Raw genomic sequence first — 12,869 nt, 5'->3', positions numbered from 1 at the left:
ATCAGGCAGTTTTGAGATGAGCGCCGAGGGCCGTGTTGTTGATCGTCCAGAACGACCAACCGTCATGGCTCTCGGTGTCGCCTGAGATGTGACCGGTGACGGCATTTGCGGCCGCGGTCGGATCTGGGAATCGGCGGCCTTCCATCGGTCCGCGCATGATCTCGACGACCTCGGTGGTTTCGTCGAAGCGCCCGACCCAGCGATATCCGTGGCAATCGGCTGTCATCTCGAGGCGATTGTCGACGACTTCGATCTCCTCGACACCGCTGGCGCGACGCTTCTTCGCGGCGACCGGCGACGTCTTACGCTTGGTCGCAACCGGGGTCTCGACGTAAATGCTCGGATCCTTGACCGCGGCCAAGCCCAGCGCATCCCAACGATCGTGACCGTGCACGACGCGCCCACGCGGAATCGCGTGATGGCCGGTGCGATTACGTCCGGGGCTGTCCATGATCCACAGGTCGACCTCGGCGCGGATGTCGTCGGCGACCTCGTTGGAGGGCAACATGTAGAACTCGTGCGGATCTGCTGCCAGGTCGACGAACACCCAGAACTCGGAGCGGGTGTCGTCACTCTCGAGCGACTCGTCCTGACGCCTGGCCTGCCAGTCACCGTCGAGCTTGGACCGCACGCGGACGATTCGGCTGACACCGTCAGCGCCCGTCACCTCGACGGGGTTACGACGTGAGTGCGTGAGACGGACAGCCTTGCCCCCACGCTGCGTAGCTTCGGAAATGAACGCATTGATGCCGCGGCTTGCGGTGTCTTCCATGATCGACCTGTCTCGAGCGGGTACGCCCGCATCACCGGATCGGCATCGGGGTCGAGCATTGAGCGAAATCCCGGCCTTTACTTCGATCGTGTGGCCGGTCAGTACCCCCGACCTTACAGCTCCGGCGACGGCCTGACTACGGCGCCCGACGCTCGTTCCCAGAGGTCAGCAGTGCAATGTCCCCGTAAAGCGCCGCCCGGTGAGCGAACATCAGCTCTTCCACACCGTCGAATTGATCCCCGACGTAGTGCGTGTTTGCAGCCGAAAGTTCACGTGAGCCCGAGCGCGCGAGTAGGTCGTCGATCCGGCTGTCGAGGCTCGCTGCATGCGCAACCGCGCGCTGCGAACTCAACTGATCCTCGGCCCGTGCGACCAGGTCACCGATCCGCGCGAGGGCCGCGACGCGCTCGACCAGCTGGTCCCAGACCGCGCCGAGCGCTTCCCTGCGCGAAGCGATTCCGGCTCGGGTTCCCTCGTCGCGTGCCAGCGCAGCCGCGTCGTCCAACTCCGCAAGAATCGAACGCAGCGCGACGGTGTCGACCGCGATCTGGGTGATCTCGTCGGCCAGGTCGAGTTGGTTGCGTTGAATGACGAAGTGGTCGGAATGCCACGCGCTGGAGCTTTCGATCCGGTCGAACAGATTCCCGGCGAGGTAAAGCAAGGCGTCGTACTCACCGGCGCGTCCCTCGGGTTCTGAATCGACCAGTCCGTCGAGGACTTCCGCGATGCGCCTTCCGGCATCGGCGATGACACCGGTTCCCTGGACCTTCCCGAACTGGGCGGCGAGTTTGTCGAGTGCTGCGTTTCCACTGCTGGCCACGACACCGAGCCCCACCGGCAGCTTGGCTGGAACCGGTGTACGGGTGAGCCCGGCAAAGAGAGCCTCGCGTTGCTCGACGTCGAGATGCAGGCCGTCGCGCCGGTCCTTGCGGATGGCACGGACACTGCTCGCGAAGTGACGATTGGAATGCACGATCGCCGATCGCATCGACTGAACGCGCTTCTCGAGCGCCTGCACCCGTCGTTCGAGGACAACCTGAACAGGGCCGATGCGAGTTGCGAGCAGTCGACGTCTGGTGCGGGCCAGCTCGTCGGTGAGATACCGCAACTCCGAGAAGCCGCCGATCTCCGGGAACGAACGTCCGACACTGCGCCGGTTCGCCAGGATCGATCGCGTCGACTCGTCCCCATACCCCCCGGCAATCAGCAGCGCGACATCATCGGACAACTCCGGCCGGTTCGACTCGACGGTTCCCGCCGCACACCACTCCCTCACTCGGGTGGAGATGAGCGTTCGCCGTTCGGTCACCGATGCCACGACAAAGACGTCGTCAGTTCCGTCTCTCATCTCACGGCCATCCGTCATCTCACGCCTCCTGCTGGGTGCCGGTTACCACTGTTCCAGAATCTGCCGACACGCGCCCGACCCCTGCGACCCAGCTCGACGCACCCCTGCCATACCGTAGGCGGGTGACCTCCCTGCGATCAGACGCGCACGCAGGTCACTCGCGCGCATCGAAGACTGATCCAGCAGTTCAACCGCTGCTTCCCGACCTCGCGATCGAACAACTTCAGTCCTTGTTGCAAGTACGTTCCTGGACTCTCGCGGAATGGTTCGCGATGGCCGACCAACGCGGATTCCTCGCACCCGCGGCCAGTGTCCCGCTCTTCATGGAAGCCGCGCTGAAGTATCCCGAGCACCGCGAGGCGCTACTTCGCCTCGCCGGTCGACGCGGGCAGTACCTGGCGGAGCAGAACCCGGATTGGGCCCAGCTACGACGAATCGGATCACGCCGGGACGAGCTGTGGCTTTCGCCCGATCGGGACGACCGTACGGCCTGGTTCGATTACATACGTACGGTCGACCCGGAACTGGCGAGCGAAGAGCTCGAGATCGCTTGGGACGACGAGGCCACGGCAAGCCGGCTGCACTTCCTCGACCATCTCGACGTCGGGCTGGGTGAACACGACTACGCGCTCCTCGAGCGTGCACTCAACGATCCAGCCGTGCGGGTCCGTGAGCGTGCAATTCAACTACTACGGCAACTCCCCCGATCTCCGTTTGCCTCTCGAATGGTCACTCGGGCTCGGTCCTGGGTGCGGCTCGAGACGAAGCCCTTGCGGCCGCGCCTTGCCGTCCGATTGCCCGGCTCGCTCGACGACCTCGCATTTCGTGACGGCATCGAAGACGTCCACTACAAGAACAAGGGCATCCGGCGCTGGTGGTTACGGCAAGTCGTGACCGCCACTCCGCTGACGCTGTGGGAATCTATGGCCGGTTCGCCACGCGAGGCCCTCACCATCCCCATCGAGAAGCAATGGCGCGCAGTGATGATCGAATCATGGACTGCTGCAACCGTTCTCCAGAAGAACACCGCGTGGGCGTCGGCATTTCTGGAGCGGGACGGGCGCACGACCGACCGGAGAATCGTCGCCATCGCGGACCCACGCGAGCGCGTCGAGTACATCGTTGCCGGCCACGCGGACGAGTACCTTCTGGGCGTCGACGGCAGCGCACTACTCGACGGCATCGACCGCCCATGGCCCCTGGCCGTCGCCGAAAAGTTGTTGAATGCCTTGGAGAACGAAGCGATGGAGCATGCTGCGACGGGTGAGGACTTGGGCATCCACTCGCGTCACAGTCACTTTTCCACCCTGCGAAGCGTGCAGGCGCGCTTCCCTTTCGACGCCGTACCGCTTCTGCAGGACGCGGCGGCCCGAACGAGTGACCCCGGGTGGCAACACGCATTCACCGACAGCGCCGTCAACATCGAGCAGCGCCGACTCCGCTTGGACGTCCTGCGCAATCACCGCTGAACGACGAAGGGGCCGCATCCTTGGAACGGAATGCGACCCCTTCGTCGTTCGTGAAAGATCAGACCACGCTGACCATCTCGTGATCAGCCACACCGGCGGCCAACACCCGAAGGTGATCTTCGGTGCTGCCGAGGGTGTGCTCGATGGCGACGAGTCGGCTCACGTAGTGCCCCACCGGGTACTCTGCGGTCATACCGATACCACCATGCATCTGGATCGCCTCCTGGCCGATGAGCCGAGCCGAACGCCCGATCTGCAACTTCACCCGCGAAGCGATCACTGGATCGACGACGCCGTCGGCAAGGGACATCGTTGCGTACAGACTCATGCTGCGTGCCAACTCGAGCGAGACGTACAGGTCGGCGGCGCGGTGTGTCAGTGTCTGGAACTTTGCGAGGGGAACCCCGAATTGCTTACGCGTCTTGAGGTATTCGGTGGTCAGGCGTAGCGCCTCTTCCATCGCTCCGACAGCCTCGGCGCACAGCGCGGCCTGCTCACGGATCTGCGCGGCCTGGATCAGAGCAGTAGCGTCACCGCCCTCACCGAGTGCTTCGGCCGGCGTATCGGTGAACTCGATCTGCGCCCCGCGCAACCCGTCGTGAGTGGCGTAGGACTTGCGTACCAAACCGGAGGCATCGCTCTTGACGAGGAACAGTCCGACGCCACCGCCGGGGAGCGCAGCGCTCACGACCAAGATGTCCGCCGTCGCGCCGTGGCCGACGGGATTCTTGATACCGGTGATGGTCCAGCCGCCGTCGACCTGCGCCGCCGCGGTGGCCCGTTCGGTTGCCGGCCAACGGATTCCGGGTTCCTGATCGGCGAACGCGAGGAACGTGGTGCCCTCGGCCACTCCGGGAAGAATCGACGAGCGCTGCTCTGCACTGCCACCTTCGGAGATGAGGCCGCCCGGCGTCACGACCGCGTCGAGTAGCGGCTCGGGTGCCAAGCGTCGACCGATCTCGGTCATGACCGCGCCGATTTCCACTGGGCCGGCGTCCATGCCGCCGTCGTCCTCGGAGAATGTCAGGCCGAGCAAGCCGACCTCGGCCAACTGCTTCCAGACCTGCGGGCTCCACCCGGGATCGGAGTCGATGATCGCGTTGCGCTTCTCGGCGTCGTAGCTACGCGCGAGGAGATCCTTGGTGGTGTCGCGGAGAAGTTTTTGTTCGTCGTTGAGTTCGAAGTCCATGCCACGCCTCACAATCCGAGGATCGAGGAGGCGATGATGCTGCGCTGCACTTCGCTCGATCCGCTGTAGATGGATACCTTGCGGTAGTTCAAGTACGTCGGGGCAGTGTGCTGCGCCCAGCTCGCGGAGGCGATGTCGCTGTCCGCGTCGTACGGCAGTGAATCAGGGCCGGCCACGTCCATCAGCAGTTCGACGCTCGCCTGCTGCAATTCGGAGCCACGAAGCTTGAGCAGCGACGACGCCGGGTTCGGCTGGCCGTCAGCGGAACTGGCTACCACTCGGAGCTGAGTGAGCTCGAGGGCAAGCAATTCGTTTTCGAGTTCGGCGAGGCGAGCAGCGAAGAGCGGATCTTCGAGCAGTGTTCCGTTGCCGACCTTGACCTCGGCAGCGCGGGCCTTGGCCTGGGCCAGACGAACCTTCGAGAAACCGACGCGGGTGACACCGGTGCGCTCGTTACCGAGCAGGAACTTGGCGTAGCCCCAGCCCTGGTTCTCTTCACCGACCAGGTTCTCTCCCGGAACGCGGACGTCCTCGAAGAACACTTCGTTGACCTCGTAGCCGCCGTCGATCAGCTTGATCGGGCGGACCGTGACGCCAGGCGTCTTCAGATCGACAAGGATGAACGAGATGCCGGCCTGACGCTTGGGCGCATCGGGATTGGTGCGCACCAGGCAGAAGATCCAGTCGGCGTACTGTCCCAGCGTCGTCCAGGTCTTCTGACCATTGATGACCCAGTCGTCGCCGTCGCGGACCGCACGGGTCTTGAGCGAAGCGAGATCGGAACCGGCCTCGGGTTCGGAGAATCCCTGGCACCACCAGATGTCGAGGTTGGCAGTCGCCGGAAGGAACTTCTCCTTCTGCTCCTGCGAGCCGAAGGCCGCGATGACCGGACCGACCATGTTGGCGTTGAACGCCAAAGGTTCGGGAACCGACGCAAGCTGCAGTTCGTCGAGCCAGATGTTGTGCTGGACCGGGGTCCAGTCCTTGCCGCCCCACTCGACCGGCCAGTGCGGTACCGCCAGACCGTGAGCGTTGAGGATCTGCTGCGCCTCGACCATACGGTCGCGCCCCAACTCCTCGCCGTGGGCGTACGCCTCCCTGATGTCCGCGGGGATTTGCGTACGGAAGAACGTCCGCATCTCGTCGCGGAACGCTAGTTCCTCGTCGGTCAATGCCAGGTTCATCGGGATTCCTTCGCACTCGAAACCGGATTCATGTTCGGTTCGACCGTACCCCGACAGCTATGGAGGCGGAACAGGTACCGCAAAAGACGGCACTCAGGGCCGACCCCCTACACGGTTTTCAGGACCAACAGGTAACCCCCGCCCGCGGCGTCGATACTTGTTTCGACATTCAACGCGGGAGCCAGACGCGACAACCGATCGATCAACCAATCCGACGCTTCCTGGGCGTCGTCCTTGCCGGGGCAGCGAGCGACGGCGACGCGGCCACCCTTTCGCTCGAGCTGCTCCACGACCCCGATGATCGGGGCGGGATCCACGACGAACAGCCGATCCGGCCATTCCACAACAGGTTTGACCGCACCCTTCTTGGTGTTGCATGCGCGGTGCGCCAAGCGTTCGACGCCACCTTTGGTCTTGCCACCCTTTTTTGCGGTGTTGATGCTGTCGATACTCGGGCCGCGCGGATCATTGACGGACATATCGGGATCGACCGGTTCGTCACACAGCCAGCAGCGCCAGGATTCACGTTCGCCGACTTCTTGAAGGGTGCTCATGTGGCAACGGTACCGTGCGCACTTTCGGCTGCTTCCGCTACCAAAAGTGCGCACGGGGCCGAAGGCCCTACATGTCTGCAATCGCCTCCAGCGGCTTTGTCTTGGCCGCTCGGTTGGCCGGCCACAGCGCCGCCAAGACACCCACCACACCCGAGCCGATCAGCATTCCGACCACCTGACCCCACGGGATCGTGATCTTGTCGAGGCCCTGATCCGCGAGAGTGCTCACGAAGGCCCAACCGAACGCGATGCCGAGAACAACTCCGACCGCCGCGCCGTACACCGCGATGAGGACCGACTCGAGGTAGATCGTGCGTCGCATCTGTCCTCGCTGCATGCCGACAGCTCGCAGCATTCCGATTTCTCGTCGCCGCTCGACCACCGAGAGTGCCAGGGTGTTGATGATGCCCAGGATTGCGATCACGACCGCGAGTGCAAGCAGTCCGTAGAGGATCGCCAACAACGTGTTGATCTGCTGGCCCTGAGTTCCCTTGAACTCCTCACGATCCTGCACCTGGACGACGACGTACTTCTCCGTGGCCGTTTCGAGCTCGGATCGCAGCGTTGTCAGATCCGCGCCAGGCTTCGCCTTCACCAGCACCACGAAGTCCGGCAGACTCTCGGCCGGCATCAGCTTCCTGTACGCCTCGTCCGAGACGATCCACGAGCCGATCAGCTGGTTGTCCTCGAACACTCCCGCGACAACGGTCTGGTACTCGACGCCGCCAGGACCGGTCAACGTCTGGGTCGAGCCCACAGTCCAGCCCTTGTCGTCCGCAGTCGACTTCGAGACGAGCATGTTGTTGCCGGTCAGATCGACCGTGCCCTCGAGGATCTTGTACTCGAGCACGCCTTCGATCGGGCCGTCGAACGAAGCGCCCTGCTCGTCCTCACCGTCGACCTTCGCACGCACTCCGTGCAACGACGTCGCGCTCTGCACGTCGGGCACCTGTCGGACCGCGTCGGCCGCACCTCGCGGCACGCCGATCGCGTTGGGACCGGTCAGGATGTAGTCGGCCGAAACACCTACGTCGACAAGAGCATTGATGCTCGCCTTGGCCGAGGAACCGAACACTCCGATGACCGTCACCAGCATCAGACCGAGAGTCAACGCGAATGCCGTTGCGGCCGTGCGACGGGGATTGCGCACCGCATTGGTACGAGCCAATCGCCCGATGGCACCGAACGGCTTGGCGAACACGGCACCGAGCGCGCCGACGATCGGCCGCGACAGCGCGGGAGCCCCGAGAAGCACCGCGATGATCAACGAGAACGCACCGAGGCCAACGATCAGCGCCGCGCCGCCGCCGGTACCGCGAGAGCCGAACACGAGCAGTGCCACACCGATCACGCCGAGAATCGCACCGATCAACGTCCGCACTCGCAGTGAGTCGCCGGTGGAGGCGAACTCCTCACGCATGGCCGCCACCGGCGGGATCTTCGACGCACGACGAGCCGGGGCGTAAGCGCTGAGCGTCGTGACGACGACGCCGACCACCAACGCGACGATGATCGTGCGGGCACCCACCTGGAGCGGGCCTTCCGGCAGACCGACGTCGAATGTGTTGAGGAGACTGCGCAATCCGTAGGCGAGACCGATACCGCCGAGCAGACCGATGATGCTGCCGATGAGTCCGACCACGAGCGCCTCGGTGACCACCGAACGGCCGACCTGCGCTCGGCTCGCACCGATCGCACGCAGCAGCGCCAGCTCACGAAGACGCTGCGCCACGATCATCGAGAAGGTGTTGTAGATGATGAACGTTCCGACGAGCAGAGCAATCGCGCCGAACGCCAACAGGAAGTAGTTGATGAAGCTCAGCGCCGAGTCGACCTCGGCCTTGGTCTCCTCACGAACCTGGTCGCCGGTCTGCACCTTGAGATCGGGGAAAACCTGCTCGACGCGTTGCTGCAGTTCCGTCTGCGACACCCCGTCGCCCGCGACGTCGATGTACTCGACGTGTTGGCCGTCGGTGAAGAGTCCACGGGCCTGCTCGTCGGTGAAGAGCGCGCCGATGAACCCGCCGGTGTCACTGCCCGCCCCCTCGTAGATGCCGGACAACGTCACGTCCACGATTCCGCGGGCCGGTGCCAGAACCTTGGCGGAGTCCCCCACCTTCAGTCCGGCTCGCTCGGCGGCGCTGGTGTTCAGCGCGACCTGACCGGTCTGCGTCGGAGGCGCGCCCTCGACGAAGGTGTCGGGTTCGGCAATCGCCTGGCCCGGCGGTAGGTAGGACTGACCGATACTCGGCGCGCCGCCGGTCTGAACAGCGCCGCCGTCTGCGTTGATCAGGACGATCTGTCCACTGACGGCCGGGGCTACCGCTCGGACGCCGTCGACTGCGGCAAGTTTGTCGACATCCTCGACCGGAACGCCACTGGTGTTGCGCTCTTCCATCGATACCCGGACGTCGACGCCCTGGGCGGTGTTCTCGAAGATCGAATCGAAAGTCTTCTGGAGGGTGTCGGTGAAAACGAACGACCCCGCGACAAAAGCCGTGCCGAGCACCACGGAGAGAACCGTCAGCGCAAGTCGCACCTTGTGTGCCGCCAGGTTGCGCAGGGAAACCTTGCGCATCGGCGAGTTACTTACCGAAGCCATGTGCTCAAGCCCCGGCTTCCACGTTCACGACCGCCTGCGGAGCGTCGAGCCGCTTCATACGATCAAGGACCGAATCCGCCGTCGGCTCACGCAATTCGTCGACGATCTTGCCGTCCGCGAGGAACACCACCCGGTCGGCATACGCCGCTGCTCGCGGATCGTGCGTCACGATCACCACGGTCTGGTTGAACTCGTCGACGGCCGCCCGCAGGATCGAGAGCACCTCACCGGAGGACTTCGAATCGAGGTTTCCGGTCGGCTCGTCGCCGAAGATGATCTCCGGCTGACCCGCCAGCGCACGCGCACACGCCACACGCTGCTGCTGACCACCCGAGAGCTCTCCCGGCCGATGATCGAGGCGATCCCCGAGACCCAGCTTGGTCAGGACGCTGTTCAGCCAGGTCGGGTCCGCCTTGCGTCCCGCGATGTCGAGCGGCAACGTGATGTTCTCGAGCGCCGTCAGCGTCGGCACCAGGTTGAACGCCTGGAAAACGAAACCGATGCGATCGCGTCGTAATTGGGTCATCTGTTTGTCGGAAAGCGTCGTGAGTTCCGTGTCGCCGATGAGAACGGAACCCGAACTTGCGGAATCCAGACCGGCGAGGCAATGCATCAGCGTCGACTTACCGGAACCGGACGGCCCCATGATCGCCGTGAACTCACCGCGGGCGAAATCTGCGGACACCGAACTGAGGGCGTGCACCTGGGTATCTCCGGTGCCGTAGGTCTTGGACAGGCCGACTGCGCGGGCCGCGACATCCTGGGCGTGCGAACTCATGATCGCCTTTCCTGTTCACTTCGGTGCTACTTTGCGGGCGTGACGGGCGCCCGTGAAAACACGGACGCCCGCAATGGTTGGTTCCATCCTGTCGGGTGGCGGGCGCGCCCGCCATCGGGGACCACCCTGATATCTGCGGCCGAGCCGGTCAGGGTCGGCGGAATGCGACCCCTCCTGCTTGCGCGCATTGACTGGAAACAGCGATACGAAGACCGGGCGCACATTAACCTTGTGACACCAATCACACGAGAGAGGCGGCCGAATGTCCGACGCCACCGCTGGAATCATTTTCGATCGGCTAGAGCACTGGGCGACGGTCAAGCCTGATCAAGCAGCGATGACCTTCCAAGGGACCGAATTCACGTGGGCTCAGTGGCGGGACCGCATCTTGCGTATCGCCGCCGCCCTCGCCGAATCAGGCATCGGTGCCGGCGACACTGTCGCGTTCGTCGACAAGAATCATCTGTCCTGTCTCGAAGTCACCTACGCCGCCTCACTGCTCGGCGCCGCGAATGTCGTTCCCAACTGGCGACTTTCGAGCGAAGGGCTGGATTACGTTCTCGCGGACTGTGGCGCTCGCATTCTGTTCGTCGGCAGCGAACTACTCCCCCAGGTCGTCGCGATGCGAGACCGCTTGACGGCCGTCGAATCGATCTTCGCCGTCGGCGGTGAACACGACGAATTCGAGCCGTGGATCGACGAGGTCACACCGCTGCACTCCCGCCCCGAGGTGAGCCCCGATGCCACCGCTCTGGTTCTCTACAGTTCCGGGACGACCGGTCGCCCCAAGGGTGTCCAGCTCACGCATCGAAACCTGTTCGCGCACAGCAACAATGTCCTCGAAATCCTGCCGGCCCACGAGGATCACCGATTCTTGATCGCGATGCCGATGTTCCACGTCGGCGGAACGTGCTACGCCATCATGGCAATTCACACCGGTGGCCGCTGTTACTTCACGAGAGAAGCCGACGGACCGTCGATCTTCGCCGGTCTCGCCGCCGGAGCCAACATCGCCTTTCTCGTCCCACCGGTCATTGCCGGAGTCCTGGCCGCAGGCGAGCAGGCGGTCGCCGCCTTCAAAGCATTCAAACGCATCACCTACGGCGCCGCCCCCATGCCGCTCCCACTGTTGCGCGCGGCACTCGCAGCGTGGCCGGACACCGAATTCGTGCAGGTCTACGGCATGACCGAAATGGCAGGCGTCATTACCGCGTTGATGCCGGACGTTCACCGCGACGAGTCGCAGGTCGAGCGCATGGCATCAGCAGGTACGGCGATCCCCGGCGTCGAGATGCGCGTGGTGGACCCCGTCACGCTCGAGGACGTGCCCACCGGAACGACCGGTGAACTGTGGTGGCGATCCGAACAGTGCACACCCGGATACCTGGGCAAGCCTGAGGCGACGGCCGAAACGATTACCGCAGACGGGTGGCTACGTAGCGGCGACATGGGCCGCGCCGACTCCGACGGCTTCGTCTTCATCGAGGACCGCCTCAAGGACATGATCATCACCGGCGGCGAGAACGTCTACTCCCCCGAGATCGAACGAGTACTGGTGGAGCATCCGGCAATCGCCGAGGTCGCGGTCATCGGCGTTCCCGACGACCGTTGGGGTGAAACCGTCAAGGCTGTCGTGGTTCTCACTGCCGAAGCGCAGATCGACGAAGCCGAACTGATCACCTATACACAGGAACGCCTCGCAAAGTTCAAGTGCCCGACCAGTATCGACGTCGTCGAGATTCTTCCCCGCAATCCCACCGGAAAGATCCTCAAACGCGACCTCCGCAAACCGTACTGGGACAACCGCGAACACAAACTGGTCTGAGTTCGCGTGCTGTAATGGGGCGGTGACTTCGCGCCGCCCCACCACACCCAATCCGACCGATCCGTGCCCGTGCGGCAGCGGCAACGCGTTGGCCGAATGCTGCGGCAAGTACATCAGCGGAGTAGCGCACGCACCGACCGCCGAAACCCTGATGCGTTCGCGTTACACGGCTTTCGCTGTGATGGACGACGAATATCTCACGCAGACTTGGCATCCCGACCATCGTCCAGCCCAACTCGATCTCGACCCCGACCAGAAATGGCTCCGGTTGGAGATCCTGGACACCGAACGGGGCGGGCTGTTCGATTCCGACGGCGTCGTGGAATTTCGCGCTCACTACACATTCGGACGCGAGCGGGGAATGCTCCACGAACGCAGTCGATTTGCGCGAACAGAGGGTAAGTGGCTCTATGTCGACGGCGATATCGGTTAGGTAACTCCGGGCACCGCCGCCGCGGATCCCGATAACGCGAGCCCTACGATCGAGTCATGACAACGAACCGGACGAGATCATTTGCCGCTGTCGCTGCCATCGCAGTGGGCGTGAGCCTGACTGCCTGTTCGCAGGACGCGGAGACCACTCCCACGGCAGCCACCTCGGCCGTCACCTCGACCTCGACCTCGAGTGCAGCAGCGTCGACCACAGAACCAGTCCCGACGGACAGCTCCGACAAGACGTCGGCTGCGGGCACCGAATCCAAGCTCACCGTCGTCGACATCCGAGTGGGCGAGCACGACGGATTTGATCGTGTCGTCTACGAAATGGGCGGAACCGGCACACCCGGTTGGCGCGTCAAGTACGTCGACGCGGCGACGCAGGAAGGCAGCGGTAAGCCCGTGGACATCAAGGGTGCCGCAGTGATCCAGGTCCTGATCGACGGTTCCGCATATCCCTTCGACAGCGGAGTCGAGCAGTACTCCGGCCCCAACCCGGTCCCCGGCGTCGGCGGAGTCGTGACCGAGGTCAACGGGTCCAACGTCTTCGAGGGAGTCACGCAGTCGTTCATCGGCGTGACCGAGAAGCAGCCGTTCACGGTCACGACGCTCAGCGACCCTCCTCGCGTGGTGGTCGACGTGGCCCGCTGAGGCCGCACTTGACCTGAAGTTTGGTTGAGGTTCTACCTTCGTGTCGTACCGGCCACGTAATC

The 12,869-nt window shown here is 63.9% G+C and carries 11 protein-coding genes; 4 read left to right on the top strand and 7 right to left on the bottom strand.

What is annotated here, in order from left to right; translation table 11 throughout:
* Position 1: 1 nt before the first annotated feature.
* Positions 2–772, bottom strand: a complete 771-nt coding sequence (locus tag QM609_RS21445) for a hypothetical protein (protein ID WP_003945109.1) — start codon at positions 770–772, stop codon at positions 2–4.
* 136 nt (positions 773–908) lie between these two features.
* Positions 909–2,138 (bottom strand): hypothetical protein, encoded by a 1,230-nt coding sequence (locus QM609_RS21440; RefSeq protein WP_050656661.1) that lies wholly within the window; start codon positions 2,136–2,138, stop codon positions 909–911.
* Between the two features lie 104 nt (positions 2,139–2,242).
* Between QM609_RS21440 and QM609_RS21435 the strand changes: the two genes are divergently transcribed.
* Positions 2,243–3,589 carry a DUF5691 domain-containing protein gene (locus tag QM609_RS21435; RefSeq protein ID WP_050656662.1) on the top strand — a complete coding sequence of 449 codons (1,347 nt, stop codon included), beginning with the start codon at positions 2,243–2,245 and terminating at the stop codon, positions 3,587–3,589.
* Positions 3,590–3,647: 58 nt separating this feature from the next.
* Here QM609_RS21435 and QM609_RS21430 read toward each other — a convergent pair whose 3' ends face one another.
* From QM609_RS21430 to QM609_RS21410, 5 genes are all read right to left on the bottom strand, one after another.
* The gene (locus QM609_RS21430) at positions 3,648–4,778 is read right to left on the bottom strand and encodes an acyl-CoA dehydrogenase family protein (protein WP_030536908.1); all 1,131 of its coding nucleotides are present in this window, start codon (positions 4,776–4,778) and stop codon (positions 3,648–3,650) included.
* An 8-nt stretch (positions 4,779–4,786) separates the two neighbouring features.
* Positions 4,787–5,962 (bottom strand): acyl-CoA dehydrogenase family protein, encoded by a 1,176-nt coding sequence (locus tag QM609_RS21425; RefSeq protein WP_050656663.1) that lies wholly within the window; start codon positions 5,960–5,962, stop codon positions 4,787–4,789.
* Positions 5,963–6,069: 107 nt separating this feature from the next.
* On the bottom strand, positions 6,070–6,516 hold the full coding sequence (locus tag QM609_RS21420; RefSeq protein WP_007736175.1) for a hypothetical protein: 447 nt from the start codon (positions 6,514–6,516) through the stop codon (positions 6,070–6,072).
* Between the two features lie 67 nt (positions 6,517–6,583).
* The gene (locus tag QM609_RS21415) at positions 6,584–9,118 is read right to left on the bottom strand and encodes an ABC transporter permease (RefSeq protein ID WP_019749299.1); all 2,535 of its coding nucleotides are present in this window, start codon (positions 9,116–9,118) and stop codon (positions 6,584–6,586) included.
* A 4-nt stretch (positions 9,119–9,122) separates the two neighbouring features.
* Positions 9,123–9,896, bottom strand: a complete 774-nt coding sequence (locus QM609_RS21410) for an ABC transporter ATP-binding protein (RefSeq protein ID WP_003945134.1) — start codon at positions 9,894–9,896, stop codon at positions 9,123–9,125.
* A 262-nt stretch (positions 9,897–10,158) separates the two neighbouring features.
* On the opposite strand from QM609_RS21410, the gene QM609_RS21405 reads away from it, so the two are divergent.
* The 3 genes from QM609_RS21405 to QM609_RS21395 are packed head-to-tail and all read left to right on the top strand — an operon-like array spanning position 10,159 to position 12,807.
* Positions 10,159–11,721: a long-chain-fatty-acid--CoA ligase gene (locus QM609_RS21405; protein WP_283337426.1), complete on the top strand. Its 1,563-nt coding sequence runs from the start codon at positions 10,159–10,161 to the stop codon at positions 11,719–11,721.
* 22 nt (positions 11,722–11,743) lie between these two features.
* Positions 11,744–12,154 (top strand): YchJ family protein, encoded by a 411-nt coding sequence (locus QM609_RS21400; protein ID WP_007736170.1) that lies wholly within the window; start codon positions 11,744–11,746, stop codon positions 12,152–12,154.
* A 56-nt stretch (positions 12,155–12,210) separates the two neighbouring features.
* Positions 12,211–12,807 (top strand): AMIN-like domain-containing (lipo)protein, encoded by a 597-nt coding sequence (locus QM609_RS21395; RefSeq protein WP_007736169.1) that lies wholly within the window; start codon positions 12,211–12,213, stop codon positions 12,805–12,807.
* The last annotated feature ends 62 nt before the right edge of the window (positions 12,808–12,869 follow it).

It is taken from the genome of Rhodococcus sp. IEGM 1302, assembly GCF_030056935.1.
Lineage (GTDB): Bacteria > Actinomycetota > Actinomycetes > Mycobacteriales > Mycobacteriaceae > Rhodococcus_F > Rhodococcus_F qingshengii.
This window is presented reverse-complemented; position numbering and strand designations above follow the sequence as displayed.

Bases quoted from the DNA above. Each gene is read 5' to 3' on its own strand.
- QM609_RS21445 (WP_003945109.1), bottom strand. From the start codon at position 772: ATGGAAGACACCGCAAGCCGCGGCATCAATGCGTTCATTTCCGAAGCT.
- QM609_RS21440 (WP_050656661.1), bottom strand. From the start codon at position 2,138: ATGACGGATGGCCGTGAGATGAGAGACGGAACTGACGACGTCTTTGTC.
- QM609_RS21430 (WP_030536908.1), bottom strand. From the start codon at position 4,778: ATGGACTTCGAACTCAACGACGAACAAAAACTTCTCCGCGACACCACC.
- QM609_RS21425 (WP_050656663.1), bottom strand. From the start codon at position 5,962: ATGAACCTGGCATTGACCGACGAGGAACTAGCGTTCCGCGACGAGATG.
- QM609_RS21420 (WP_007736175.1), bottom strand. From the start codon at position 6,516: ATGAGCACCCTTCAAGAAGTCGGCGAACGTGAATCCTGGCGCTGCTGG.
- QM609_RS21415 (WP_019749299.1), bottom strand. From the start codon at position 9,118: ATGGCTTCGGTAAGTAACTCGCCGATGCGCAAGGTTTCCCTGCGCAAC.
- QM609_RS21410 (WP_003945134.1), bottom strand. From the start codon at position 9,896: ATGAGTTCGCACGCCCAGGATGTCGCGGCCCGCGCAGTCGGCCTGTCC.
- QM609_RS21405 (WP_283337426.1), top strand. From the start codon at position 10,159: ATGTCCGACGCCACCGCTGGAATCATTTTCGATCGGCTAGAGCACTGG.
- QM609_RS21395 (WP_007736169.1), top strand. From the start codon at position 12,211: ATGACAACGAACCGGACGAGATCATTTGCCGCTGTCGCTGCCATCGCA.